Source organism: Pedobacter changchengzhani (assembly GCF_004354365.1).
Classification (GTDB): domain Bacteria; phylum Bacteroidota; class Bacteroidia; order Sphingobacteriales; family Sphingobacteriaceae; genus Pedobacter; species Pedobacter changchengzhani.
Genome location: NZ_SJCY01000013.1, coordinates 24127 through 50447, shown reverse-complemented (window position 1 = coordinate 50447; position 26321 = coordinate 24127). Strand labels below are relative to the sequence as shown.

At 34.8% G+C, this 26321-nt stretch carries 24 protein-coding genes; 15 read left to right on the top strand and 9 right to left on the bottom strand.

The window, feature by feature from the left end:
- The first annotated feature begins 6 nt into the window (after positions 1-6).
- From EZJ43_RS15305 to EZJ43_RS15275, 7 genes are all read left to right on the top strand, one after another.
- Positions 7-963: a transketolase family protein gene (locus EZJ43_RS15305; RefSeq protein ID WP_133263590.1), complete on the top strand. Its 957-nt coding sequence runs from the start codon at positions 7-9 to the stop codon at positions 961-963.
- Between the two features lie 79 nt (positions 964-1042).
- Positions 1043-1603 (top strand): RNA polymerase sigma factor, encoded by a 561-nt coding sequence (locus tag EZJ43_RS15300; protein WP_133263589.1) that lies wholly within the window; start codon positions 1043-1045, stop codon positions 1601-1603.
- Between the two features lie 34 nt (positions 1604-1637).
- Positions 1638-2282, top strand: coding sequence for a hypothetical protein (locus EZJ43_RS15295; RefSeq protein WP_133263588.1), 645 nt, complete (start codon positions 1638-1640; stop codon positions 2280-2282).
- Positions 2283-2284: 2 nt separating this feature from the next.
- Positions 2285-2725, top strand: coding sequence for a hypothetical protein (locus EZJ43_RS15290; RefSeq protein ID WP_133263587.1), 441 nt, complete (start codon positions 2285-2287; stop codon positions 2723-2725).
- 125 nt (positions 2726-2850) lie between these two features.
- Positions 2851-4050, top strand: a complete 1200-nt coding sequence (locus EZJ43_RS15285) for an aspartate aminotransferase family protein (protein WP_165953188.1) — start codon at positions 2851-2853, stop codon at positions 4048-4050.
- 207 nt (positions 4051-4257) lie between these two features.
- Complete coding sequence (locus EZJ43_RS15280) at positions 4258-4935, top strand: response regulator transcription factor (protein WP_133263586.1); 678 nt, start codon at positions 4258-4260, stop codon at positions 4933-4935.
- Positions 4936-5114: 179 nt separating this feature from the next.
- Positions 5115-6443, top strand: a complete 1329-nt coding sequence (locus EZJ43_RS15275; protein WP_133263585.1) for a sensor histidine kinase — start codon at positions 5115-5117, stop codon at positions 6441-6443.
- A gap of 12 nt (positions 6444-6455) precedes the next feature.
- Here the strand turns inward: EZJ43_RS15275 and EZJ43_RS15270 are convergent, their stop codons facing one another.
- Together EZJ43_RS15270 and panB are read right to left on the bottom strand one after the other, a co-directional pair.
- Complete coding sequence (locus EZJ43_RS15270; RefSeq protein WP_133263584.1) at positions 6456-7142, bottom strand: RluA family pseudouridine synthase; 687 nt, start codon at positions 7140-7142, stop codon at positions 6456-6458.
- 44 nt (positions 7143-7186) lie between these two features.
- The gene (panB, locus tag EZJ43_RS15265; RefSeq protein WP_133263583.1) at positions 7187-8002 is read right to left on the bottom strand and encodes a 3-methyl-2-oxobutanoate hydroxymethyltransferase; all 816 of its coding nucleotides are present in this window, start codon (positions 8000-8002) and stop codon (positions 7187-7189) included.
- A gap of 318 nt (positions 8003-8320) precedes the next feature.
- Here panB and carA point away from each other — a divergent pair, with 318 nt between their 5' ends.
- From carA to EZJ43_RS15245, 4 genes are all read left to right on the top strand, one after another.
- On the top strand, positions 8321-9433 hold the full coding sequence (gene carA / locus EZJ43_RS15260) for a glutamine-hydrolyzing carbamoyl-phosphate synthase small subunit (protein ID WP_133263582.1): 1113 nt from the start codon (positions 8321-8323) through the stop codon (positions 9431-9433).
- A gap of 183 nt (positions 9434-9616) precedes the next feature.
- The gene (locus tag EZJ43_RS15255; protein ID WP_133263581.1) at positions 9617-10381 is read left to right on the top strand and encodes an ABC transporter ATP-binding protein; all 765 of its coding nucleotides are present in this window, start codon (positions 9617-9619) and stop codon (positions 10379-10381) included.
- A gap of 67 nt (positions 10382-10448) precedes the next feature.
- Positions 10449-11645, top strand: a complete 1197-nt coding sequence (locus EZJ43_RS15250) for an ABC transporter permease (RefSeq protein WP_133263580.1) — start codon at positions 10449-10451, stop codon at positions 11643-11645.
- A gap of 118 nt (positions 11646-11763) precedes the next feature.
- Complete coding sequence (locus EZJ43_RS15245; protein WP_133263579.1) at positions 11764-12720, top strand: Fic family protein; 957 nt, start codon at positions 11764-11766, stop codon at positions 12718-12720.
- A 29-nt stretch (positions 12721-12749) separates the two neighbouring features.
- Here EZJ43_RS15245 and EZJ43_RS15240 read toward each other — a convergent pair whose 3' ends face one another.
- From EZJ43_RS15240 to kbl, 4 genes are all read right to left on the bottom strand, one after another.
- On the bottom strand, positions 12750-13325 hold the full coding sequence (locus tag EZJ43_RS15240; protein ID WP_133263578.1) for a TetR/AcrR family transcriptional regulator: 576 nt from the start codon (positions 13323-13325) through the stop codon (positions 12750-12752).
- A gap of 2 nt (positions 13326-13327) precedes the next feature.
- The gene (locus EZJ43_RS15235) at positions 13328-13741 is read right to left on the bottom strand and encodes a Rieske (2Fe-2S) protein (protein ID WP_133263577.1); all 414 of its coding nucleotides are present in this window, start codon (positions 13739-13741) and stop codon (positions 13328-13330) included.
- Complete coding sequence (gene pheS / locus EZJ43_RS15230) at positions 13741-14781, bottom strand: phenylalanine--tRNA ligase subunit alpha (RefSeq protein WP_133263576.1); 1041 nt, start codon at positions 14779-14781, stop codon at positions 13741-13743. The genes EZJ43_RS15235 and pheS overlap by 1 nt, the downstream gene beginning before the upstream one ends.
- A 151-nt stretch (positions 14782-14932) precedes the next feature.
- Complete coding sequence (gene kbl, locus EZJ43_RS15225) at positions 14933-16120, bottom strand: glycine C-acetyltransferase (RefSeq protein ID WP_133263575.1); 1188 nt, start codon at positions 16118-16120, stop codon at positions 14933-14935.
- A gap of 196 nt (positions 16121-16316) precedes the next feature.
- Here kbl and EZJ43_RS15220 point away from each other — a divergent pair, with 196 nt between their 5' ends.
- The 3 genes from EZJ43_RS15220 to EZJ43_RS15210 all read left to right on the top strand — a co-directional run bounded on the left by EZJ43_RS15220 (position 16317) and on the right by EZJ43_RS15210 (position 20704).
- Positions 16317-18764: a DUF5686 and carboxypeptidase regulatory-like domain-containing protein gene (locus tag EZJ43_RS15220; protein ID WP_133263574.1), complete on the top strand. Its 2448-nt coding sequence runs from the start codon at positions 16317-16319 to the stop codon at positions 18762-18764.
- Positions 18765-18889: 125 nt separating this feature from the next.
- The gene (gene trhO, locus EZJ43_RS15215; protein ID WP_133263573.1) at positions 18890-19849 is read left to right on the top strand and encodes an oxygen-dependent tRNA uridine(34) hydroxylase TrhO; all 960 of its coding nucleotides are present in this window, start codon (positions 18890-18892) and stop codon (positions 19847-19849) included.
- Between the two features lie 141 nt (positions 19850-19990).
- Entirely contained in the window at positions 19991-20704 is a 714-nt protein-coding gene (locus EZJ43_RS15210) for a DUF3667 domain-containing protein (RefSeq protein ID WP_133263572.1), read from the top strand.
- A gap of 320 nt (positions 20705-21024) precedes the next feature.
- On the opposite strand, the gene EZJ43_RS15205 is transcribed toward EZJ43_RS15210, so the two are convergent.
- Both EZJ43_RS15205 and EZJ43_RS15200 read right to left on the bottom strand, forming a co-directional pair.
- Entirely contained in the window at positions 21025-21753 is a 729-nt protein-coding gene (locus EZJ43_RS15205; protein ID WP_133263571.1) for a YebC/PmpR family DNA-binding transcriptional regulator, read from the bottom strand.
- A 176-nt stretch (positions 21754-21929) separates the two neighbouring features.
- Positions 21930-22874, bottom strand: coding sequence for an NAD-dependent epimerase/dehydratase family protein (locus EZJ43_RS15200; RefSeq protein WP_133263570.1), 945 nt, complete (start codon positions 22872-22874; stop codon positions 21930-21932).
- A gap of 397 nt (positions 22875-23271) precedes the next feature.
- On the opposite strand from EZJ43_RS15200, the gene EZJ43_RS15195 reads away from it, so the two are divergent.
- Positions 23272-23652 carry a c-type cytochrome gene (locus EZJ43_RS15195; RefSeq protein WP_133263569.1) on the top strand — a complete coding sequence of 127 codons (381 nt, stop codon included), beginning with the start codon at positions 23272-23274 and terminating at the stop codon, positions 23650-23652.
- A gap of 40 nt (positions 23653-23692) precedes the next feature.
- Here the strand turns inward: EZJ43_RS15195 and EZJ43_RS15190 are convergent, their stop codons facing one another.
- The gene (locus EZJ43_RS15190; RefSeq protein ID WP_133263568.1) at positions 23693-26299 is read right to left on the bottom strand and encodes a lamin tail domain-containing protein; all 2607 of its coding nucleotides are present in this window, start codon (positions 26297-26299) and stop codon (positions 23693-23695) included.
- Positions 26300-26321: the final 22 nt, after the last annotated feature.

Here is a 26321-nt window from a genome sequence, read left to right as displayed (position 1 = left end):
GACATCGTGAAAAAATATACATATACAGAAAAAAAAGATACACGTTCGGGTTTTGGAGCTGGCTTACTTGAGGCTGGCAAAAAGAACGAGAATGTTGTTGCGCTATGTGCCGATTTAGTTGGCTCGTTAAAAATGGATGCTTTTATTGCAGAATTTCCTGATCGTTTTACGCAGGTTGGTATTGCAGAAGCGAACATGATTGGTATTGCAGCCGGCATGACTATTAACGGCAAAATTCCTTTTACGGGTACTTTTGCCAACTTTTCTACCGGAAGAGTTTACGATCAAATCCGTCAATCGGTAGCCTACTCAAACAAAAATGTAAAAATTTGTGCATCGCACGCTGGTTTAACTTTAGGTGAAGATGGTGCAACACACCAAATTTTAGAAGATATAGGTTTAATGAAAATGCTACCGGGTATGGTGGTAATTAATCCTTGCGATTATAACCAAACCAAAGCCGCAACAGTTGCCATTGCCGAATATGAAGGCCCGGTTTATTTACGTTTCGGTCGGCCGGTTATACCTGTATTTACAGATCCTGACCAAAAATTTGAGATTGGAAAAGCTTGGATGGTTAACGAAGGTACCGATGTAACCATTATTGCAACTGGCCACATGGTTTGGAGAGCGATAGAAGCTGGCGAGAAATTAGCTGAAATGGGTATTGATGCAGAAATTATTAATATCCATACCATTAAACCTTTGGATGAGGAAGCTGTCTTAAAATCGGTTAAAAAAACTGGTTGTGTTGTTACTTGCGAAGAGCACAACAAATTTGGTGGTTTAGGCGAAAGTGTTGCTCGTTTATTAACAACCGAGTTGCCAACGCCACAAGAATTTGTAGCCACTAACGATACTTTTGGCGAAAGTGGAACTCCAGATCAATTGATGACAAAATACGGTTTAGATCCGTCAAATATTATTGAAGCTGTGCAAAAAGTAATGGGAAGAAAAAAATAGATTTGAGTAGTGAGATATGAGATTTGAGACCTAGGTTTCAATCTCATATCTATAATCTCATATCTCATATCTATTAAAAATGAAACAAGTTGAAGACTTTGAAATTCTTGCCAAATTTGCGGTTGAAAAAACGCAAAATGAGGCTTTCAACTTGCTTTTAAAAAAATATCAACAAAAAATATATTGGCATATACGCAGGTTGGTTTTAAACCACGATGATTGCGACGATCTTTTACAGGAGGTTTTTGTAAAAGTTTGGAAAAACCTAGAAAAATTCAGAAGCGATTCTCAGCTTTATACTTGGATTTATCGCATTGCGACCAACGAATCCATCACTTTTCTAAATAAACAAAAAAAGCGAAACAACACCCCTTTGGATGAAGTATCGTCTGAACTGGCAGATAATCTTGTTGCGTCCTCATACTTTAATGGCGATAAATTAGAGATTAAATTGCAAAAAGCAATTTTAACCTTACCAGAAAAACAGCGCCTAATTTTTAACATGAAGTACTACGATGACTTGAAATATGAAGAAATTTCGGAAATATTAGGCACTTCCGTAGGCGCATTAAAAGCATCTTTTCACATTGCTGTAAAAAAAATTGAGGCAATTATAACAAATGATGAAATAGATTTTTAAACCTTTTGGTATTTATGGTATCAATATATTTGTGATGGAAAAAAATTTAGAAAATAGCGATTGGATGAAGGATGCACCTAAACTTGTAGCATTGCGAAATAAAAATCCGTTTAATGTGCCTGATGGTTATTTCGAAGAAAGTGAGACTAATATTTTAAACGCTATTTTTATAGATAATTTAAAAGAAAATTATAAATCTGGGTTTTGCATACCTCAAAATTATTTTGAAAACCTACCAACGCAAATTGAATCCAAAATTGCTCTGGATAAATTATTAGCCTTAAAAAAAGAAGACTTTACGGTTCCTCAAAATTATTTTGAAGAGTTTGAAAGTAAATTAAATGCTCGAATTGGTATTAATGAAGTAAAACGTAAAACGAAGATTTTGCGCTTATGGCAAAGTAATATCATGCGCTACGCAAGTGTTGCTTGCTTTGTAATTCTTTCAGCATCGGGCATTTACTACTACCAAAATGCCAATATTTATATTCCACAAGCACAAACCACCGATTTTTCTAACGACCAAATGCTTTATGATATTGATGAAAATGTTATTATCGACAATATAGAAGCTACTACCCCATCTCCTAAAATAATTTCTGCCTCAGATACAGAAATGGAAAACTACATCCTTAACAATTATTCATCTACTGAATTAGTACAGGAATTAAAACAATAATTATGAAACCATTTTTTATTGCCACATTATTATTTATTTTACCCACAGCATTATGGGCGCAAAGACCAAAAGCTGGTGAGATAGAATCTTTAAAAATCGCCTTTTTTACACAGAAGCTAGATTTATCAGCCGATGAGGCTAAAATATTTTGGCCAATTTATAATGAGATGCAAGCAGATGAACTTGCATTGCGCAAGGAGCGAATGCAAAAAATGATTTCGTTTAGAAAAGTAGATGAAATTGATAATTTAACAGATGCGCAAGTGCAAAGTTTAATTTTAAGCGAGCTTGATTTTAAACAACGCAACTTAAATTTAGAAAAAAAATATTACAACAAGCTTAAAGCAGATTTGCCGATTAAAATTGTAGGTAAATATTACCGTGCACAAGAAGCGTTTAAAAAGGAATTGCTTAATCGATATAAAGGCGCGAGAAGTAAGTGATAAACAATTTTCATTATCTCCGAATTAATTTCTAATTACACTTTCTTACACGTTAACCTTTCAGAGTTTTATCATAAAATTTAAAAGCGCAATTACACAACCGTTTAATTGCTTATTTTTGTATTATGCTTACTCAACGTCAGTTGTTTTTACAACACAATGCGCAAACCTCTCCAGAACCATTAATGCTCGAATTTGTACGGGCAAAAGGTGTTTATATTTACGATGCCGAAGGCAAAAAACATTTAGATTTAATTGCCGGCATTGGCGTAAGTAATGTTGGCCATTGTCATCCCGCAGTGGTAAAAGCTATACAACACCAAGCAGAAACCTATATGCATTTAATGGTTTATGGTGAGTATGTTCAAAGTCCGCAAGTTAACTTTGCTAAAGCATTAGCCGATATTTTGCCTAAAAGTTTAAGTTGCACTTATTTTTTAAATTCGGGTACCGAAGCCGTAGAAGGTGCAATGAAACTGGCCAAACGCTATACGGGTAGAAAAGGATTTATTGCATGCAAAAATGCATATCACGGTAGTACACATGGTGCAGAGAGTTTAATGGAAAGCGATTTTTATTCTTCGGGTTACGGTCCTTTTTTACCTAATGTAAGTTTTATTAACCATAATAATTTAGCAGATTTAGATCAAATTACAACCGAAACAGCAGCCGTTTTTATAGAACCAATACAAGGTGAAGCTGGAATTAGAGTAGGAGATTTGATTTACATGCAGGCATTAAAAGCAAAATGCGCAGAAAATGGTGTTCTACTTATATTCGATGAAATACAATCTGGCTTTGGTAGAAGTGGCAAAATGTTCGCTTTTGAACATTATAATGTAATACCTGATGTATTACTTTTAGCAAAAGGTATTGGTGGTGGTATGCCAATTGGTGCATTTATTAGCTCGTTTGAGATTATGCAGGTTTTATCCCACACGCCAATTTTGGGCCACATGACAACCTTTGGCGGTCACCCGGTATGCTGTGCCGCAGGTTTAGCAACTTTAAAAACCTTGGTAGATGATAACATCGTTGCAGAAGTAGAACAAAAAGGACAACTTTTTAAAAAATTATTAAAACATCCGGCCATAAAAGAAATAAGAGGTAAAGGGTTAATGCTTGCTGTTGAGTTTGAAGATTTCGAAACCAACAAGAAAATTATTGATGCCTGTATTTTGGATGGCGTTTTATCAGATTGGTTTTTACATTGCAGTAATTCCATGCGCATTGCGCCACCATTAATTATTACAGAAGCAGAAATTAAAGAAGCCTGTGAGATTATCCTTAAAAATATTAACTTAGTTCTAGAGCGGAAAGAATAAAGACCAAAGCAGAAAGACTAAAGCAGAAAGCGGAAAGCGGAAGGCAGAAAGCGGAAAGACTAAAGACCAAAGCAGAAAGCGAAAAGTCCAAATCAGAAAGCGAAAAGTCCAAAGACTAAAACTAAAAGAACTATTTAACACCGAATGTTTTTGCAATTGGTCTTGATACTAACTACTCTATACTAACTACCATATCAAACCAAAAAAATGAACGTACTCATAGTTGAAGATGAAAAAAGTCTCGCCCTCGAAATGGATGAATTTTTGAGCAAAGAAGGCTTTATTGTAGAACACGCTTGGAAAAAAGCATCTGCTGAAGAAAAAATTTTCGTAAATAATTACGATTTCATTTTGCTTGATTTAGGATTACCAGACGGTGATGGGTTTGATGTTTTAAAACAGTTAAAAAGTTTAAAAGACAGAGACGATTCGGTTATTATTTTAACGGCAAGAAGTGCTGTAGATGACCGGATAAAAGGCTTGGACGGTGGCGCCGACGATTATTTACCCAAACCATTTTCTCTTAACGAACTGTTGGCGCGTATGCATGCAATCATCAGGAGAAAACATAAATTAGAAAAAAACGAAGTTAACGTTCACGGCTTTTTACTTAATATACAAAATAGAACAGTAGAGTTTGAAAGTGAGCGTTTAAACTTAACAAAGAAAGAATTCGAGATTTTTTACTATTTAGTACTAAACAAAAATAGAGTTGTTTCTAGAATGAGTTTAACTGAACATGTTTGGGGCGATATTTTGGAAGTAAATTCTGATTCGAACTTTGTGGATGTGCATGTTAAAAATCTTCGTAAAAAATTAACAACTTCAAACCCGATTGATTGGTTTGAAACCGTGAGAAGCATTGGATATAGGATTAATTGCTAGCTAGAAAAAGAGAGAAAAGAACAGCATGCCTGACAGGCGCGGATTAAAGAACAAAGATGAGCACTATAAAAAAGCCAATATGTTATTCAAAGCGCGTTTGGGCTTTTGGAAATAAATATTAGGAGTGAAAAATCTAAAGTACACAGATTACAAAGTTGGAAAAATATCATCTTCGATAAATGAGGTTACAGGTTAAATTTTCGTTATATAATGCCGTTACAAAAATCGCTGTTATTCTTGTACTGGGTTCAATTATATTAATATCGTTAGATAAACTTGCTTACAACCAGTTAGATAACAGGCTTTTTAAGAAAAAGAATAAAATAATCCAGCATCTTAACGATAATGAAATCGACAGCCTGTTAAATAAAGAACAGTCTTTTACCGACTACAATATTCTTAAAGAAGAGTTTATCATCTTAACTGATATTCCCGATAACCCTTCCGATTCGTTAACCACACTAAGCACCGATAAGCGAGAGATTGAAGGCGATATTGAATTTTACCGTATTTTAGAGTATAAGTTTGTTTATCACAACAACTGGTATAAACTCGAGTTAGGCGAAACCATTACCAACTTACAATCAATAAAAAATACGATAAGGAATTACATGCTTATTGTGCTTGTGGCTTCGCTGTTAATAACCTTACTGGCAGATTATACCTTTACAAATTTCTTGTTAAAACCTTTTTACCTCATCATTGATAAAAAAATAAATAAAGTAAATGACCCCACGCTTTACAACTACGCAAATATACCCACCAATACAGATGATTTTAAAATTTTAGATGAAAGTGTGAATGCCATGATGCGTAAGATAAACACACTCTTTGCGCTCGAAAAGCAATTTATTGCTAATGTTTCTCATGAACTTTTAACGCCGGTTTCGATTTTAAGCACCCGGTTAGAAAATATGTTAAACACGCCGGAAATTCCTGCGGAGCACGAAAATAAAATTTTTGCGTCGTTAAAAACTGTTAATCGTCTCAAAACGATCATAAACAGCTTACTATTAATCTCTAAAGTAGAGAATGATCAATATTTGAAATCAGAAAACGTTAATTTGAAGCAAGAGTTGATTGATATTTCTGAGGATTTAGAAGATAGAATTGTGGATAAAAACATCAGTTATCGTTTAGAAATAAAGCATAGTTTTAACTTTAAGGGTAATCAAGCATTAATTCATACACTACTTTTAAATATTATAAACAACGCCATTAAGTACAACAATTTAGGCGGAAATATTACCATTTCTGACACCTTTAAACAAGATAACTATCTCATAAATATCTCAGATACGGGCGTGGGCATGAACAACGCTTTGCTCGAGAATGTATTTGATCGTTTCCAAAGAGGCACAACTGAAGAACAGGGATTTGGTTTAGGCTTAGCTATAGTGCAGAGTATTGCTAATTTTCATAAAATTGGTCTCGAAATAAAATCCAAAGAAGATGAAGGAACTACAATCACCTTAACTTTTAAAACCGAAAATGAGGTAAGCGGTTAACAAATTGTTGGATTAAATATTTTCAAAACGTTCCCAAAAACCATCAATTGGTAATTTTGCAAAAATGTTTACCGGTTCTTTTTTTATGGGATGAAAAAATTGCAAACGTCTTGCATGCAAACAAATACTGCCTTTTCTGCTTCCGCGAGGGTAGCCATATTTATTATCACCAACAATAGGACAGCCCATCGATGATAATTGAACACGGATTTGATGCGAGCGTCCGGTTAATGGATTTACTTCTAGCAAATAAAAATCGCCAACCTTGCCTAATAATTTATACGATAATTCTGCCCGTTGAGCGCCTTGAACTTCGGCTTTGTAATAGCTAACTACGTTCTTTTGAGTGTTTTTAATTAACCAATGCACTAAAGTTCCAGCTTCTTGCTCGGGTTTATTTCTCACTACTGCCCAATAAGTTTTTTTTACCTCCCTATTTTTAAAAATCGCATTCATCCGTTCTAAAGCCTTACTGGTTTTAGCAAAAATAATTACCCCGCTAACTGGCCGATCCAAACGATGTACTACACCCAAAAATGCACCATTTGGTTTGTTGTACTTTGCTGCGATATATTTCTTTACTTTTTCATCCAAAGGCTCGTCGCCAGTTTCATCAACTTGTACAATATCACCTGCGTGCTTGCATACGGCAATGAGATGATTGTCTTCAAAAAGAATGTCTTTATCGGTAATTGGCATGAAGTGGGTTATGAGTTACAAGTTTTAGCGAAGCAAACCGGGGCTTAATACTGTTCTTTTTCGTTAGGGAAATCGTTTGCTTTCACATCTCGAATGTATGATTGTGCAGCATTTAATATTTCATCGTATAAATTGATGTATTGGCGTAAAAACCTCGGCCGAAAGCCTTTTGTTAAACCAATCATATCATTAACTACTAAAACCTGTCCGTCGCAATTTTGCCCCGCTCCAATCCCAATGGTAGGGATAAGTAAACTTTCAGAAACTTCTTTACCTAATGAGGCGGGAATTTTTTCCAATACTACTGCAAAACAGCCTGCAGCCTGTAAAGCTAAAACATCGGTTTTTAATTTATTAGCTTCTTCTTCTTCTTTCGCACGAACAGTGTAGGTTCCAAATTTATAAATAGATTGTGGCGTTAAGCCTAAATGGCCCATTACCGGAATACCTGCTGTAATAATACGTTGTACCGATTCAATAATTTCAGTACCACCTTCTAATTTAACACCATGGGCGCCAGATTCTTTCATAATTCTAATGGCAGAATTTAAAGCTTCTTTTGAGTTACCTTGATAAGAGCCGAAAGGTAAATCGACAACCACAAAAGCGCGTTTTACCGCTCTAATTACAGATGAAGCATGATAAATCATTTGATCTAAAGTGATTGGCAAAGTAGTTTCATGGCCGGCCATAACATTTGATGCAGAATCGCCTACAAGCAAAACATCCAAACCGGCATCATCCAAAATTGTCGCCATAGAGTAATCGTAAGCCGTAAGCATTGATATTTTTTCGCCACGTTGCTTCATTTCTTGCAAAATATGCGTGGTTACTCTCTTTATTTCCTTATGTACCGACATTTATTTTAATTTAGTGCTTCAAAAATAGAGTTTTTTCTTTAAATTAAATGTGAAAGCTGAAAGACTAAAGACCAAAGCTAAGAGACCACTAAACAACTAACCTAAAAATAACAGCGGGACAACGAGAAACAATAAACGAAAACTCACATATATTTTCAGATTTATTTTTAGATTTTCAATCCTAAACCCTATCTTCGTATCCCGAAATGCAAGAGATATATTCATCTTTTTTTGCCCCCCGCAAAAACAGCTTAACGGCTGAAAAAATCTCTTTTTTTAACTCTTTTTTTAAACATAAACATACATATTGTAAATAACATGACTAACTACACCAAGTTACCTGCGATTTTATTACTGGCCGATGGCACAGTTTTTTATGGCAAAGCGGCCGGAAAAATTGGAACTACAACTGGCGAAATTTGTTTTAATACCGGGATGACAGGTTACCAAGAAATATTTACCGACCCTAGCTATTTCGGCCAAATTATGGTTGCCACCAATTCTCATATCGGGAATTATGGCATTCATCATGATGAAGTTGAATCTGGAGCAATAAAAATTGCTGGTTTAGTTTGTAAAAATTACAACATTGCTTACAGTAGAAAAGAGGCCAAAGAGTCGATTCAAGATTATTTCCAAAATGATAATTTGGTTGCCATTTCTGATATCGACACACGTGCATTAGTGCGTCATATTAGAGATAAAGGTGCAATGAATGCTATTATTTCTTCTGAAATAACTGATTTAGCAGAACTTAAGAAAAAACTGGATGAAGTGCCTTCTATGGAAGGGCTAGAACTTTCGTCTAAAGTAAGTACTAAAGAACCTTATTTTTTCGGTAATCCAAATGCCACGTTAAAAGTTGCTGCATTAGATTTAGGGATTAAGAAAAACATTTTACGCAATTTCGAAAAACGCGATATTTATGTTCAGGTTTTCCCGGCAAAAACAACATTTGCCGAAATGGAAAAATTCAATCCTAATGGATATTTCATTTCAAACGGCCCTGGTGATCCATCGGTAATGCCGTATGCTGTAGAAACTATTAAAGATATTTTGGCTGCTGATAAACCAATGTTTGGCATTTGTTTGGGCCATCAGTTATTAGCAGAAGCAAACGGAATTGGCACCATGAAAATGTTTAATGGCCACCGTGGCTTAAACCATCCTGTAAAAAATATTATAAAAGATAGTTGCGAAGTTACTTCCCAAAATCATGGTTTTGGGGTAATTCCTGAGGAAGTTAGAAAATCTGACAAGGTAGAAATTACGCACGTTAATTTAAACGATAAATCAATCGAAGGTATTCGAGTTAAGGGCAAAAAAGCTTTTTCGGTACAATATCACCCAGAATCATCACCTGGCCCACACGATTCTCGTTATTTGTTTGACGATTTTGTCGATGTAATTAACGGAGATTTAGTTTGGTAAATAAGCGACAAGCTGAAAAACTAAAGCACTCAGTATAATATAATGCGAATTTTTGGAGAACAAATCCTAAAGATTCGCATTTTTTAATTTAGCGCAACTTCAAGAGCACAAAACGATTGTAATTTTAATTTATTTAGATTAAAATTCATTCTCAATTCATCAAACCTTTTTACATTTGCAATTATGGATACGAAAAAGCCCATCATCACCGTAAAAAATTTAGTTAAAAAATATGATGACATTATTGCTGTACAAGGCTTGAGCTTTGATGTTTATGAAAACGAAATTTTTGGATTACTTGGTCCAAACGGTGCTGGTAAAACCACCACGCTCGAAATTATAGAAACTTTAAGAGAGAAAACATCAGGAGAAATTATTGTTGATGGTTATTCTGTTGATAAGCAAGCCCACCAAATAAAACAGATTATTGGCGTCCAATTACAAGCTGCAGGTTATTATCCTAACTTAAATTTGATTGAACTAATTGAACTTTTCGCAGGCTTGTACGGTGCAAATATTAAACCAATGGAGATGTTGGCTAAGGTAAACCTTCAAGATAAAGCAAAATCCAAATACAAAGCACTTTCGGGTGGCCAAAAACAACGATTTTCTATTGCGACTACGCTAATTAACGAGCCCAAAATTATTTTTTTAGATGAACCCACTACAGGCTTGGATCCTCAAGCGCGAAGAAATTTATGGGATTTAATTATCCAAATTAGAAATAATGGAACCACAGTGGTAATTACAACGCATTACATGGACGAGGCCGAACAGCTTTGCGATCGTGTGGCTTTTGTAGAGCGTGGGCAAATAATTGCATTAGATACACCCGATAATTTAATAGATAAACTTGTAAATAGTGGTTTCGAACGCAAAAAAGAAGTAAAAAAGGCAAATTTAGAGGATGTTTTTATAAATCTGACGGGGAAAGAATGGCGGGAATAATCCCCTAGCCCCCTAAAGGGGAACGAAAGGCAAGGTGGAAATAGCAACATTTAAAAGAAATTATAATATGAATAGTGAAAATGAAAAGCCCCTTAAGGGATTGGGGTTGAGAGATGGAAAGGAAAAGTCCACTTTAGGGCCCGTCAGTCGGACAGGCAGGGATTTAGGGGTAAGTTCCCATTCACGGGCTAAGGTGTACAGCAACACAAAAGCAACTTTAGCACTTGCAAAAGCCAGTTTTAGATCTATCATCAGAAGCCCGTCAGCAGTAGTTTTTACACTTGCTTTTCCACTAATATTTATTTTGGTATTTGGTTTTTTAGGTGGCGGAGGTACGCATATCGACGTAGGTATTTCGCCAAAATCTGATTTGAATAACCCCATCATTCCGATGCTAGAAAAAACGGGTATGATTCGGTTGGTTAAGGGCAAATCTCAAGCAGATTTCGACAAGCTCTTAGAAAAGGGAAATGTAGATGCTATGATCGAGATTCAGAAAAGGCCAGCTTCAGTTGCTTACTCTGTAAATGTGGTGTACACATCAGCTTCTAAAGATAAAGGTGGTATTTTGAAATCGGTACTAAATAATTTATTTTTTGATAAAACATTAAAACCAAATGTTGCAGAAATAAGAGAAAGTACAGTTACGGGGCGAGAATACAAAACCATTGACTTCATTTTACCCGGCCAATTGGGCTTTTCGTTATTAAGTACAGGGGTTTTCGGTACGGCATTTGTTTTTTTAAGTTTGCGCCAAACACTGGTTATTAAGCGGTTTTTTGCTACGCCTGTTAAAAGGTCTAGTATCGTTATCGGCGAAGGTGTTGCTAGGATCGGTTTTGCCTTAATTGGTGCTGTATTTATTATTTTAATTGGTCATTTCTTTTTTGGATTTACACTCGTCCACGGCGTAATAACGGTCGTCAATATGCTTATACTCTCCACACTGGGCATTATCGTTTTTATGGGCTTTGGGTTTATTATTTCTGGTATTGCAAAAAACGAGAGTATGGTGCCTCCAATTTCAAATATTGTAACCCTCCCGCAGTTCTTATTATCGGGTACTTTCTTTTCTATTGAGGCTTTTCCAAGCTGGTTGCAACCCATTTGTAGGGTTTTGCCACTTACTTATTTAAATGATGCAATGCGTAAAGTTGCTTTCGAAGGTGCGGGAATATGGGATGTAAGGATGCAGGTTTTAATTCTAATAATCTGGGGCATTGGCATTTATGCAATCGCAGTGAAAGTATTCAAGTGGGAGTAACAGCTTATAACTAAATTTTAAAGGAGTGAAGACGAAAGTTTAACCCTTTATTTATGTAAAAATTATTAATATCGGTTAATAATGTTTTTTATACAAACCGATATTAGTACATTTGTGTATGTGGAATTTAGATTTAAGCGATTTAGAAGAATTGCAACCGTTAATAGATAGGCTGTATGAAAAAAAAGCACGATTAGATGAAGCTAGGCCATTACCAAACAGTGCAATACACAGGATTAAACAAGATTTAACAATTGAATGGACTTATAACTCTAACAGTATAGAAGGCAACACCCTGAGTTTAAAAGAAACGCAGATGGTTTTGCAAGACGGAATGACCGTAAAAGGAAAATCGTTAAGAGAGCATTTCGAAGTTTATAACCATGAAAAAGCCATCGATTATCTTTACGGGTTAGTAAACGATAACTATACTTTGAGGGCAATTGATATCCTATCGCTGCATGGTTTGGTTTTGAGAAGTATTGAAGATGATTATGCTGGCCGTTTAAGAAATGGCGGCGTTCGTATTATGGGGGCAAACTTTACACCTCCAAATGCAAATAAGGTATCTGATTTACTAGATGAACTCATTTCATTTGTAAACAATAATCCAATGGGTTTAAATGATATCGTTTTAACAACCATCTTCCATCATAAATTAGTTTGGATTCATCCTTTTTTTGATGGAAACGGGCGCACGGTTAGGCTGGCGATGAATTTACTATTAATGCGCAAGGGCTTTCCGCCAGCAATAATTCTTAAAAACGATCGCAAGAAATATTACGACGCTTTAAATCTCGCCAATAAAGGGAGTTATTACAAAATGAGTTTGTTAATGCTACAAGCCTTAGAGCGCTCGCTAAACATATATGTTAGTGCAATGCCAGGTAAAAGTTATGATGATTATGAACCGATATCCGCTATCGTAGCGGAGCCGGATATTCCTTACGGGCAAGAATATGTAAGCTTGTTAGCTAGGCAAGGTAAAATTGATGCCTACAAAGAAGGGAAAGACTGGCTTACAACGAAAGATGCAGTTAAAAACTACATTCATACTCGTAAACGTAAGCGTTAAATAAATTCAAACACGAAACGAAGTTTATTTTAGAGCGCAGCTTTTACTAAAAAAGGTAAAATCTCTTTCTGAAAGCTTACAAAGTTTTTACGCACATCAGAGTCGCTAACAGAAGTAAAAGCAAAGGAAAAAACAATGCTTTTACTTGCTTTTAGTAAAAAAGCTAACCCTTCTCTCCTTGCGGGATTATTTTTGAAATTATCGAGCTGAAGATATGCAGCCAATAGCAAAGCTTCCAACTGATCGGAAAGATGTTTTAAAAATTCTTGAGAGTTGGCATTTTCACGCACAAAATCCCATCCTATAAATTCGTTACAAGCTGTAAAAGATAATCGGCTTGTCCTCATTACTAACGCTTTTAAAAGTTCTTCTTCTGATGCGTAACTAATTTTATTGTTTAATATTTCATGCAAATTTTGATCTAGGTAATCCATCAGGATACGATCTAAAACTTGCTCTTTACTATCAAAATATTTATAAATAGTTGCCTTCGCAATCCGCGCTTTTTTAGCAATTTCGTTTACACTAGTTTTGTGGTAACCGTACTTTCTAAAAAGTTCTTTAGCAGCTTTTTTAATCGTTTCTTTTATTTTTTCGGCTTCCATTATTAGTTTGTTACGGAAATGGTATTGTTAGAAATGTACACATTGTATTCTTTCAAATCTCTGATTGCGGGTGCTTTAGCGGGGCTTCCATCTAAAAGTAAAAATTTAGCACCTGTGCATGGGTCAGTAACTGTAATGCTCTTGGTTTCATCCAAAACTAAAGCGCATTTATTTTGGGGATTGACTGTGCTACATCTATCATAAGCCATATATTTTGCGCCAGATTTATATAAAATTAAACCAGCTATGCCATACCCGTTAATAAAAATTGGCGTTCCAGAACTTAATCCTGCCAATCGTGGATCAGTTAATAACGTAGTAAAGTTAACAGGCACATCAGGTATGTAGTTGTCGGCTTTACCGCAGCTTATTAAAAGCAATGAGGAAAATAAAATTGTATAAAAATACTTTATCATTAAATGAGTGCAGACTTAAACTGCTTTAAAAAACGGACATCATTCTCAGAAAACAAGCGCAAATCTTTAATCTCGTATTTTAAATTGGCTATTCTTTCAATACCCATTCCGAAGGCAAAGCCACTGTATTTTTTAGAATCGATACCACAGTTTTCCAAAACATTTGGATCTACCATACCACAACCAAGAATTTCTACCCAACCACTATACTTACAAAGTTGGCAACCTGCTCCTTTACAAATGGTACACGAAATATCCATCTCTGCAGATGGTTCTGTAAAAGGAAAATACGATGGTCTGAAACGAACTTTCGTGCCTTCACCGTAAAGCTCCTGCACGAAATAGAATAAAGTTTGTTTCAAATCTGCAAAAGAAACATTTTCATCAACATATAAACCTTCTATTTGATGAAAAAAGCAATGAGCACGAGCAGAAATGGCTTCGTTGCGGTAAACGCGACCAGGCATAATTGCTCTAAAAGGAGGTTGTCCTTGCTCCATCATCCTTACCTGTACTGATGAGGTATGGGTTCGTAAAGCAACATCACCTTTTTCTCCACCTTTTTTTATAAAAAAAGTATCTTGCATATCGCGTGCAGGATGTTCTTCTGGAAAATTTAAAGCTGAAAAATTATGCCAATCATCCTCAATTTCTGGGCCTTCGGCAACTGTGAAACCTAACTTTGCATAAATTTCTACAATTTCTCTCCGCACCAATGCCAAAGGATGGCGAGAACCGATTTCAAATCCTTCTCCCGGCAAAGTTAAATCACGATCAGCGGTTTCAGCTTTGTGATTTGATGTTTCGGTAGCATCTTTTAAAGCTAAATATTTTGCTTCTGCAAGTTGCTTAAATTCATTTAAAACCTTTCCTAAAGATTTTTTTTCTTCGATGGAAACAGATTTAAACGCATCAAAAACATCTTTGATTATCCCTTTGCTCCCTAAGTATTTTATGCGAAACTGTTCTAATTCATCTGCCTTTTCAGTTACAAAAGCATTAATTTCTTCAGTATATTGTGTTATTTTATCCTGTAACATGGGCTCAAATATACGTCATTTTATTTAGAAAATTTACAGCTTTTAATATCAAAAAATGAGTTTAAATTACAATGGTTGAAGAAAATAGACTCAAAATACAAAAAGCCACATGAAGTGGCTTTCTAAAAATTTTTCAATCTTATCTTTTAAATTAAATCACACCTAATTCTTTACCAACTTTAGTAAACGCTGCAATTGCTTTGTCTAAATGATGTTGCTCATGCCCTGCCGAAAGTTGCACTCTAATTCGAGCTTTACCTTGCCCTACTACCGGGTAGAAAAATCCGACTACATAAATCCCCTCTTGTAGCATTTTAGCAGCGAAATTTTGTGCAATTTTAGCATCATAAAGCATTACCGGCACAATTGGATGAAAACCCGGCTTAATGTCAAACCCCGCTTCAGTCATTTTTTCGCGAAAATACTTTGTATTGCTTTCTAGCTTATCTCTTAACGATGTAGTTTCGCTAAGCATATCCAACACGGCAATAGAAGCACCTGCAATAGCTGGCGCCAAAGTATTTGAGAATAAGTATGGGCGAGAACGTTGACGAAGCATTTCCACAATTTCTTTTTTTCCTGATGTAAATCCTCCAGATGCACCACCTAAAGCCTTACCTAAAGTACCTGTAATAATATCAATACGGTCCATTACATCAAAATGCTCGTGCGTTCCTCTTCCGGTTTTACCGATAAAGCCTGTGCAATGAGATTCATCAATCATGATCAACGCTTCATATTTATCGGCTAAATCTGCAATTTTATCCAACGGTGCTACTGAGCCATCCATAGAAAAAGCACCATCGGTTACAATAATTCGGTGTCTGCAATCTTTAGCCGCAATTAACTGCTTTTCTAAATCTTCCATATCCGCATTTTTATAGCGGAAACGCTGTGCTTTACACAAACGAACGCCATCAATAATCGATGCGTGATTCAACTCATCAGAAATAATTGCATCTTCTGCGTTGAACAAGGGTTCGAACACACCTCCATTGGCATCAAAAGCGGCAGCATAAAGTATCGTATCTTCTGTACCTAAAAATTTAGAAATCTTAGCTTCCAACTCTTTGTGAACATCTTGTGTGCCGCAAATAAACCGAACTGATGACATGCCATAACCGTGATCGTCTATCGCTTTTTTTGCTGCCTCAATTACTTTTGGGTGAGAAGATAGGCCAAGGTAATTATTAGCACAAAAGTTTACTACTTCTGCACCACCTTCTACCTTAATATCTGCGCCTTGAGGGGTTACTATAATACGCTCTTTCTTATATAAACCTGCATTTTCAATTTCTTCTAATTCTTTTTGAAGTACCGGCTGTAGTGTTTTATACATAACTTGTGTTATTTGTTAAAGAAGCCCAAAGTTAATAAAAGACACAATAGGTTTAAACGTTTATGAATAATAAATTATTGGTAAGGTAATATGATTGCATAACGTTTAAACAAATTATTTTTAACAACTTACAAACTTTAAATGCATTAATGTGTATTGTTAACTTTACTTGAATAATAAAAATTATAAAAACTACATGAAATTAAGTTTTGCTTTACTGCTTTTACTCTTTACTGCTTCATTTACTTATGCCCAGCAATTTGTGTTGAGCGGATTAATTAAAGATGCTGATGGCAAGCCTGTTCCATTTGCAACTATTTATTTAAAAAATACAACAAAGGGCACATCAGCAAATATTGATGGTTTTTACACCCTAAAATTAAATAAAGGTAGTTACGAATTAAACTTTAGGGCTGTAGGCTTTAAACAGTTAGCGCGCGGTATTGATGTAGTTGAAAATACAACACTAAACATTGCCCTAACTGCCGAAGCATACAACTTAAATAATGTTACGGTTAACGCAAATGCCGAAGACCCTGCTTATGCCATTATAAGAAACGCAATAAAAGAGCGGAAAAAACATTTGAACGAATTAAATTCATACACCTGTGACGTGTATATAAAAGGTGTACAGAAATTGAAAGGTGCGCCAAAAAAGTTTATGGGCAGAGATATTCAGAAAGTTTTGGATTTGGATACCAATAGAAAGGGTATTATTTATTTATCAGAATCTGAAAGTAAATTTAGCTTTAAAAGGCCCAACAACATCCACGAGGAGATGATTTCATCAAAGGTTGCAGGCAGAAATAACGGCTTTAGTTTTAACAAAGCTTCAGATTTAATTATCAACTTTTACGAAAATTACCTGCTCGAAAATAAATTGAGTTCTCGGGGATTTATTTCACCAATAGCAGACAATGCACTATTTTATTATCAGTATAAATTTTTGGGCGAGACTAGAGAAAATGGCGAAACCGTAAATAAGATTGAGGTTATCCCGAGAAGAGCCAATGACCCAGTTTTTAGGGGTATAATTTATATTTTAGATGATAGTTGGAGAATTTACAACACCGATTTATACCTCACTCAAAACTCAGGAATAAATTTTGTTGATACCTTAAACGTAAATCAACAGTTTACAAAAATTAAGCAAATGTATGTCCCTACAAACATTAATTTTCAATTTACTGGGAGTATATTAGGGTTTAAGTTTCAAGGTTATTACGTGGGCGTTTACAGTAATTATGACCTTAATCCAAAATTTCCAAAAAACTTTTTTAGCGGAGAGATATTAAAAGTGACCGAGTTGGTAAATAAAAAAGATTCGGTTTATTGGAAAAACAATCGTCCTATTCCGCTCACTATCGACGAAAGTTCAAATTACATTCGTAAAGATAGCATTGCTAAGCGCAAGGAATCGAAACCTTATCTCGATTCGTTAGAGCGAGAAAATAACAAATTTGGTCTAGGCAAACTTTTAATTAGAGGCTATACCGTAAATGATCGTTTTAACAAAGAATCTTATGCTTTTGACCCATTATGGAGGGGTATTTTTTACAACACAGTTGAGGGTTTTGTACTTAAATATGGTGTTACTTACCGCAAAGCTTTCGAAAACAGGGTTAATTATAGCATTAGACCAGAATTTAGGTATGGCTTTGCTAACCAAAAACTTACAGGTTCAATAAGCGGGAATTACGCTTACAACCCTATTAAACGCGCAAGTGTAGGATTTTCATTTGGCAATGGGATATTTGATTTAAATAGTTTCGGCTCGCTTACACCTTTAGGAAATACCATAAACTCTCTTTTATATGAGCGGAATTTCCCAAAATTTTATGAAAAGAAATATGTAAATCTAAACACTTCTAGAGAATTACTTAACGGCTTACAAGCGAGTTTAAGTGTCGATTACAATAAGAATAGTACACTTGTAAATCACTCGAATTTTAAAATAATTGACGTAAAAGACCGTGAGTTTACCTCAAATAATCCTTTTAATCCAAATGAAGAAACGCCGTTGTTCCCTAATTACACGTCGTTTACCACAACGGCGAGCTTAATGTACGCTATTGGGCAAAAGTTTATTACACGGCCCGATGGGAAATTTTATACAGAGTCTAAATATCCAAAAATTACTGTGCTATATAAAAAGGGGTTTAAAGATATTTTAAATAGCGATGTAGATTACGATTTTGCAAAATTGGAATTATTTCAAGAACGAATTGGTTTTGGCTTATTTGGCTATTCCACCTTATTAATTGGTGCTGGCAAATTTTTAAACAGCAATTCTAATTACTTCCCAGAATACAAACACTTCTCGGGTAACATATCAACCATATTCCCTCCAAATATTCGAAAATTTCAGTATTTAGAATTTTACCAATTTAGCACCAATAAGCAATATTTTGAAGCGCATGCAGAGCATAATTTTGCAGGGTTTTTCACCAATAAAGTCCCACTACTGCGCAAATTAAAGTTAGAAGAGTTTATTGGTGGCGGTTACCTATCATCGCCAGAAAAAAGAAATTATAAAGAATTTTATTTTGGTTTTCAGCGGTTAATTTTAAGAGCAAGTTATGGCTTTGCTTACGATGGCGCTAAAAAGATTTCGCAAGGCTTTAGGTTGAGTTACGGTTTGTAAAAAGGTGGAAGGCATAAGGATTAAAGGCGTAAGTTAAAACCATTTACCTTTAACCTTTCAGCTTTAACCTTTTTCGCTATCTTTGCATTGCTTTAAACGCCGTTTGCAGCGGTATCAAGTGCTTTATGATAAAATACCAAACACTACTCTATTATTGCTATAGTTACATAGCAGAGGCTGAAAAATTTGCCGATGAACACCTTAAATTTTGTAAATCAATCAATTTAGTTGGGCGCATTATTGTGGCTGATGAAGGCCTAAACGGCACAGTTTCTGGCACTGCAGAAGCTTGCGAAGCGTATATGTTAGCCATACATGCCGATGAAAGGTTTACGAAAACTGAGTTTAAAATCGATGATGTCGAAGAACCTTCCTTTATTAAAATGCACTGTCGATACAAGTCAGAGATTGTACATTCTGGATTAAGAGATACGAGTATTATCAACCCAAATGAAAAAACTGGGAAGTACTTAGAACCAACTGAGTTTAGAGAAATGTTGGATCAGGATGACGTGATTGTTTTGGATGTACGGTCGAATTACGAGCATAATTTAGGGAAATTTAAAAATGCCATTACTTTAGATATTGATAATTTTAGGGATTTCCCTGAGCAAATAAATGCACTTGCAAAATATAAGGATAAGAAGATAATGACCTATTGCACAGGTGGCATAAAGTGTGAAAAAGCATCGGCTTTACTTCTACATCATGGTTTTAACGACGTTTACCAACTGCACGGAGGTATTATAAAATACGGTAAGGAAGCTGGTGGCGCAAATTTCGACGGAAAATGTTATGTTTTTGATAACCGCATTGCTGTAGATGTAAATTCGGTTAATCCAACCGTAATTTCAGTTTGTTACAATTGTGGCAAAACCACACCAAAAATGATAAATTGTGCTAATCCAGAATGTAATGAGCACATTACCCAATGCGACGATTGCGGAGATGCTTTAAATGGATGTTGCTCAACGGCCTGCACAACACACCCGCGAAACCGACCTTACGATGGAACTGGATATTATGTTAAAGTACCGCAGACCGTAAATAAAAAGATAGAAGAAAGCACCTCGGTAAACTTTTAAAGAAGGTTGCTTTCTAAAAATTTCCGCTTGATTTTTTGCTTTCGGAAAAGTTATATTTTTGTAGATAATGAAAATAGAATCCAGCAAAAGACATAGTAAAACCATTTAATAATTAACTAATTAGCCAATAACCCAATATAAATGACAGGTTGCCAAAATTGTAACGACCAATTAAACTCACCATTTTGTCCAACTTGTGGGCGCGCTTCAAAACTTAAGCGCATAGATGGCCACTACATTATTCATGAAATTGAGCATGTTCTACATTTTGAAAAAGGAATACTTTACACCATACTAGGACTACTAACAAAACCTGGAGAAAGTGTAAGAAATTTTTTCTTTGAAAATAGAAGCCGTTTGGTTAAACCAATTATTTTCATAATTATAACTTCACTGCTTTATACAATTGTCACTCATTTTTTCCATTTAGAGGATGGATACATAAAATACGACGAGGTAAAGAAATCTGCTACCATCTTAATTTTTAAATGGGTGCAAGATCACTATGGTTATTCGAACATAATTATGGGTGCTTTTATTGCACTTTGGATCAAAATTCTTTTTAAAAAACATAATTATAATTTTTTCGAAATCTTGATTCTGTTGTGCTTTGTAATGGGAATGGGGATGTTATTTTTTACAATTTTCGCTATTTTCCAGGTAATTACTCATATAGAATTGATGCAGGCCGGTGGTATAATTGGCTTCTTATATGCTGCGTGGGCAATTGGTCAATTTTTTGGTAAAGAAAAATTTACGAACTACCTTAAAGCATTAGCCGCATATATTTTAGGATTTATTACATTTTCATTAAGCGCAATTTTACTCGGAAAATTAATTGATTTAATTATCTAATGTAGATTAGATCCTTTCCTCTTATAGTGAGAATAAAATCGTAGTAAGTTTCAATTAACTCAACTCTAACTCTTTTAAAAACAAAAAAAAGAGGCTGTCTCAAAATAAAAACCCAGGATATTGTATAAGAATTAAATTTGGCGGTTTCGTCATGCTCAGCTTGACTGGGCATCCTAATGCTTTAGTAGGTATTTCATAGCCTTTCTATCGCTTTAAGATTCCCGTTTTCACGGGAATGACGACCTTGCGAAATGTTATTCTGTTAACAAGTCTTCAAAATTGATTATGAGACAGCCTTTTTTGTAAAAAATCATAAGCTACTACTCAGCCATATTATGATAAACGGCTTGCACATCATCGTCCTCTTCCAACTTATCAATCAATTTTAGAACATCGGCAACATGCTCCTCACTAACTTCGTGATGAGAAAGTGCAATACGTTCTAATTTAGAACTTTTAAGTTCAATACCTTTCTCTTCTAAAGCCTTTTGCAACGGACCGAAGTTCTCGAACGTTCCTTGTGCAACTGCAATGTCGTTTCCTTCTTCATCAGCTTCTACATATAATTCTTCCAAACCAGCGTCGATCAATTCAAACTCCAATTCTTCTAAATCTAAATTTTCTGCAGGTACGAATCTGAAAATAGATTTACGGTTGAAAATAAAATCTAATGACCCAGTTTTACCTAAAGAACCATCTGTTTTATTAAAATAACTGCGCACATTTGCAACAGTTCGGTTGGTATTATCGGTAGCCGTTTCAATTAATATAGCAACGCCATGAGGCGCATAACCTTCATAAATAATTTCCTCATAATTGGCCATAGATTTATCCGAAGCACGTTTTATGGCGGCTTCTACCCTATCTTTCGGCATGTTTACCGCTTTGGCATTTTGCATTGCCGTACGTAAACGAGAGTTGGTTTCTGGATGAGGTCCTGCATCTTTAACCGCCATTACAATATCCTTTCCGATACGTGTAAACTGAACGGCCATTTTTGCCCAACGTTTAAATTTTCTTTCTTTTCTAAATTCGAATGCTCTTCCCATTTTTTTCTTAGTATCAAGTATTGAGTATCAAGTATCAAGACAATATGCCTCAAAAATCACTTCCAACTTTGTTTTATTTTTTATAAACTAATTATTTAAACCCAAAGCATTTTTTTGACATATTGAATATCTAGACAATTGCAAAACCTTACGCCTTAAACCTTTTATCTTTAACCTTATTTCTTTAAATTATCTAACATATCTACCGTAAGTTTTTCTAAATCAAACTCAGGTTTCCAGTTCCAATCTTTTGCAGCGTAATCATCATTTATAGAATGTGGCCAGCTATCAGCAATTTTTTGGCGTGGATCATTAGGTCCGTAAGTGAGTTCAAAATTAGGAATATGCTTTCTAATTTCCGCTGCTAAAACCTCTGGCGTAAAACTTACTCCGGCAAGATTATAACTGCTTCTAACCGTAATTTTATCAGCAGGTGCATCCATAAGTTCAATAGTTGCCCTAATTGCATCGTCCATATACATCATTGGCAACTCAGATCCAGCATTTAAAAAGCTTTGGTAACAACCTTTTTTTAGCGCATCGTGAAAAATATGTATGGCATAATCGGTTGTACCACCACCAGGCGCTGCTTTATAACTGATCAATCCCGGGTAGCGAATACTACGCACATCCAAACCATATTTTTCATGATAATATTCACACCATCTTTCGCCAGCTAATTTGCTAATACCATAAACGGTATTTGGATCCATAATGGTATTTTGAGGGGTATTATCTTTTGGAGAACTTGGTCCAAAAACAGCGATAGAACTTGGCCAATAAACCTTTTTTGTTTTAAATTCTAAAGCTAAATCTAACACATTTAATAGGCCGTTCATATTCAAATCCCATGCTAATTTAGGGTTTTGTTCGCCTGTGGCGGATAATAATGCAGCCAACAAATAAACCTGAGTTGGTTGATACTTATCGAAAACAGCTTTTATAACGTCTTTTTCTAAAACGTTAACAAATTCAAATGGTGCCGAATTTTTGATGTCGTAATCTGGTCTTCTAATATCGCAGGCAATAACATTGTCATCGCCATTTATTTTGCGTAAAGCATTAACCAGTTCTGTGCCGATTTGACCATTTGAGCCTAAAACAATAATTTTTTCCTGCATAAATTTATTCTGAACAGCAAAGTTAGAAAAATGCTTTAAATCCTATTGATATATTTTATAATGTAAGCATACCTTAATTTTTTACGTTTTTATCAATGATAATTGCATTTACTTTTATATAAAATGATATTTGATGAGCTAAAAATAGATTTTTTTGTAAAATGAGGTGGTTTTTACTCCAAAAATAAAATTGTAATTTTGATTGTTGCAGAGGCTAAAAGTATAAAAACGTTAAATTTTCAAAACTATAATCATCTTATTTAGGTTTAATTGATGAAAGTTTCTGACTGCTAATTAGGTTTTTAAATTATGCCGAAAGCTTAAAGAGAAAGTTTAAATTATAGGCATAGACATCTGTAAATTCCATCAAAAAACATTAAAAAGGAGATAACAAAAAATGAAAAAGGCGATATTTTTATTAACTGCAATAGTTTTATTAATGGCATCTTTTAAAAATGCAGATTCCGAAATCAAAAACAAAGTTGTTGCAAAAAATTTTGTTCATGATATTTTACAAACAACTTCTGGCGAAAAATTAATAGATAAATCTGATTGTAGTAGTTGCCACACAAAATTGGAAACAATGATTGGACCTGCATATCTTGAAATTGCTCAAAAATATAAACCAACAGAAAAGAACATTAACAACCTTACAACTAAAATTATAAAAGGAGGAAATGGAGTTTGGGGCACTGTACCCATGGCGCCACATACAACGATAAAAAAAGAGGACGCTAAAAAAATGGTTAAATATATTTTAGCAGTGAAGAATGATTAAGCTTTTTTTTAGATCATTACCGCCGGTTTTAATTTTACAATCAATTTAATTTAGTGGCCAGTACAAATGTATTTTTAAACTTGTTGATGTTTCCATTTAAATCAAATGACTCAAAAACCAATACATAAATCCCAACGCTACACCTACCTCCTGCATCGTTTAAACCATCCCAAATTAATTGCCCAGACGTTGCAATTGTTTGGTTTTTAAGTAGTTTCTTAACCAACTTTCCCCTATCTGTAAAAATATTTACAGTGGCTAAATTTGAGTTTTCTTCGAGCTTATAATCCAAATAAAGTAAATCCTCAAAACCATCGCCATCAGGAGAAAAAGTTTTAGAAACTAATTTAACATAAGTTTCATTACCAATTAATTGTTGTGAATTTTTATAGGTTGGCGTGGCAAAACCTACCGAAGATGCAGCAGATTTAAAATTGCCGATTTCGTTGCTTCCTTTTGTAAAAGATACCCGTTCTAAAGAAACTCCATCAGGATTTTGAAGTAAAACATTATGCATTTTTTCGGTATAATTAAACCTATCTAAAATTTGGTTATTGGTTAAAATTATAGCGCTACCTTTATCATTGTTAAAACTCGGAAAGCTGGTTAATGGAACGAAATTATTGGGATTTTCTACATAATAATTTGCTTTTACATTTGAACTGTTTGTACTTAGCACCCAATAACTGCCAGGTAAAATATACAGGCTATTTGCAGAGATATCCTTAACACTCGCAGGGTTTCCGCTTACATCGGCATTTGCCAATTGTAAATCCTTCAAATCCAATTCATGGTCTGAATTGTTAAAAATTTCAACAAAATCTACGCCATTGCCTTTCGGATTAAATAATACTTCGCTGATTAGAATTTCATTCTTCAGTGGCTTTTTTGCCATAAAAAGTGTAGCGGTATTATTTAGCGGATCAATTAAGTTTCCTGCACAATCAGTTACATTTTTTACGGTTAATGTATTTTGAATACCCTTTGTAACCTCTGCAAACTTTAAAAGCACACTAACGAATAATGGTGAGCTCACAACCGCCGATTTGGCTTCTCCTACCCCATTATTAATTAAATAATTTGAAGGTAATGATGCTGAAAGACTATCTACAGGTTTTGAAAAATTAACTTGAATGGTTACACTATCGATGATTAAAACATTAAAAATTTTCGGAATTTCTGCACTTAATTGGTCTCGATAAACAGAATTAATTTTCCCGGGTGTTCCGCCACTTGCATCGTTACTGCCTATCCAGTTCTGTATTCCTGTACAAACATTCTTAGGATCTATCAATTCTAACGAAAAACCGCCGCTCTTTTTTACCGCATCTTTATACCAAGTGTCATAGTAAGCAACTCGATCAACCACCTCACCATTTGCATTTTTTAGCGTCAAAATATCTTTATCATTATTAAGGCTTGGCCAAGGTGATAACCCTATCGTTTTTCCATAAGTTTTAAATAAAGCAGTATCTGCTTTTGCACATAAAACAACAAACTGTTTGGGTTTTATGGTATCCGTAGTAAAGGTGTATGTAGATGTTTGATCTGAATATTTTAAATCTTTCGTTAATATATATTCATCTGTCGTGTTCCAAACTTCAATAAATTCTTTTTGCGGTAGCGAAAGACTTCCGGTCGGATTTGCGAAAATTTCGTTGATAACCAAATCTCCGTATTTTGGCGAATACGACTTTATATAAAAGAAACTGAGTTTAGAATCGTTTAGTATTTCATTGCCCTTTTTATCCTTTACATTATTTACTGTTATTGTATAATCGCTAGTGGCTAAATCATTAGTAAAGCTTAAACGATAAGTGTTAGAAGTTGATGTTGCGGAAACAGATACAGGATTTCCATAACCATTTGAAAGACTATAGTTACTAATAAGCAAAGCTGATGTTGGATCCAATGGTTCTGAGAAATTTAGATCAATAGTCTTAGCATCGAATATAGCAATACTTTTTAAAGTTGGTGGCGTTACATCAGCAACCAATTCATCAACCACAAAATCATCGAAAATATATTGATTGTATCTCGATGCTGTTGCATATTTACAATAAACACCCATAAATGAAGAACTTATAAAGGTTTTATCTAAAACCGTTCCTTCTGAAATAAAATTACTTCCGCCAGCCACATCTGTAAACAATTCCCACTTCCCATCAGCATCTCTATTAACGCTAATTTTTGCAGATAAAACATTTGCAGTTAGTCGGCTTTTTTGAGCACCGCTTATTATTTTTGTAATCGAAGTACCTTTTTGGCGATATAAATTATAGCCATCGGTAGAACCTGTTTCTCCAATTTGAATAAAATATCCATTTAAATTTCCTTTTAAATCAGCTTGATCTGAAATTAAATAAATCCTAACAAAATTGGTAGTTGTCGGATCGAAATTTAATTGAACAAAAAATTCCCAATGGGCATTTAAAGCATATTCATTTGCAGTAGAAAGGGCAAAATTTTGCGATGCAATCTGCTGACCGTTAGATTGTAATTGCTTTTGTGCATTAATTATAAAATAGCCTACATCACCCTGCCAAACAGGGTTTTGCGTAAAATTACCGTCACTAAAATGATCAGTAACCTGAGAAAATGCGATTTTAGAGAATAACAATAGGGATATAAGCGTTATTTTTAGCATATTTGGACTTATATCAAATGTT

Bases quoted from the DNA above. Each gene is read 5' to 3' on its own strand.
- EZJ43_RS15300 (WP_133263589.1), top strand. From the start codon at position 1,043: ATGAAACAAGTTGAAGACTTTGAAATTCTTGCCAAATTTGCGGTTGAA.
- EZJ43_RS15295 (WP_133263588.1), top strand. From the start codon at position 1,638: ATGGAAAAAAATTTAGAAAATAGCGATTGGATGAAGGATGCACCTAAA.
- EZJ43_RS15290 (WP_133263587.1), top strand. From the start codon at position 2,285: ATGAAACCATTTTTTATTGCCACATTATTATTTATTTTACCCACAGCA.
- EZJ43_RS15285 (WP_165953188.1), top strand. From the start codon at position 2,851: ATGCTTACTCAACGTCAGTTGTTTTTACAACACAATGCGCAAACCTCT.
- EZJ43_RS15280 (WP_133263586.1), top strand. From the start codon at position 4,258: ATGAACGTACTCATAGTTGAAGATGAAAAAAGTCTCGCCCTCGAAATG.
- EZJ43_RS15275 (WP_133263585.1), top strand. From the start codon at position 5,115: ATGAGGTTACAGGTTAAATTTTCGTTATATAATGCCGTTACAAAAATC.
- EZJ43_RS15270 (WP_133263584.1), bottom strand. From the start codon at position 7,142: ATGCCAATTACCGATAAAGACATTCTTTTTGAAGACAATCATCTCATT.
- panB (WP_133263583.1), bottom strand. From the start codon at position 8,002: ATGTCGGTACATAAGGAAATAAAGAGAGTAACCACGCATATTTTGCAA.
- carA (WP_133263582.1), top strand. From the start codon at position 8,321: ATGACTAACTACACCAAGTTACCTGCGATTTTATTACTGGCCGATGGC.
- EZJ43_RS15255 (WP_133263581.1), top strand. From the start codon at position 9,617: ATGGATACGAAAAAGCCCATCATCACCGTAAAAAATTTAGTTAAAAAA.
- EZJ43_RS15250 (WP_133263580.1), top strand. From the start codon at position 10,449: ATGAATAGTGAAAATGAAAAGCCCCTTAAGGGATTGGGGTTGAGAGAT.
- EZJ43_RS15245 (WP_133263579.1), top strand. From the start codon at position 11,764: ATGTGGAATTTAGATTTAAGCGATTTAGAAGAATTGCAACCGTTAATA.
- EZJ43_RS15240 (WP_133263578.1), bottom strand. From the start codon at position 13,325: ATGGAAGCCGAAAAAATAAAAGAAACGATTAAAAAAGCTGCTAAAGAA.
- EZJ43_RS15235 (WP_133263577.1), bottom strand. From the start codon at position 13,741: ATGATAAAGTATTTTTATACAATTTTATTTTCCTCATTGCTTTTAATA.
- pheS (WP_133263576.1), bottom strand. From the start codon at position 14,781: ATGTTACAGGATAAAATAACACAATATACTGAAGAAATTAATGCTTTT.
- kbl (WP_133263575.1), bottom strand. From the start codon at position 16,120: ATGTATAAAACACTACAGCCGGTACTTCAAAAAGAATTAGAAGAAATT.
- EZJ43_RS15220 (WP_133263574.1), top strand. From the start codon at position 16,317: ATGAAATTAAGTTTTGCTTTACTGCTTTTACTCTTTACTGCTTCATTT.
- trhO (WP_133263573.1), top strand. From the start codon at position 18,890: ATGATAAAATACCAAACACTACTCTATTATTGCTATAGTTACATAGCA.
- EZJ43_RS15210 (WP_133263572.1), top strand. From the start codon at position 19,991: ATGACAGGTTGCCAAAATTGTAACGACCAATTAAACTCACCATTTTGT.
- EZJ43_RS15205 (WP_133263571.1), bottom strand. From the start codon at position 21,753: ATGGGAAGAGCATTCGAATTTAGAAAAGAAAGAAAATTTAAACGTTGG.
- EZJ43_RS15200 (WP_133263570.1), bottom strand. From the start codon at position 22,874: ATGCAGGAAAAAATTATTGTTTTAGGCTCAAATGGTCAAATCGGCACA.
- EZJ43_RS15195 (WP_133263569.1), top strand. From the start codon at position 23,272: ATGAAAAAGGCGATATTTTTATTAACTGCAATAGTTTTATTAATGGCA.
- EZJ43_RS15190 (WP_133263568.1), bottom strand. From the start codon at position 26,299: ATGCTAAAAATAACGCTTATATCCCTATTGTTATTCTCTAAAATCGCA.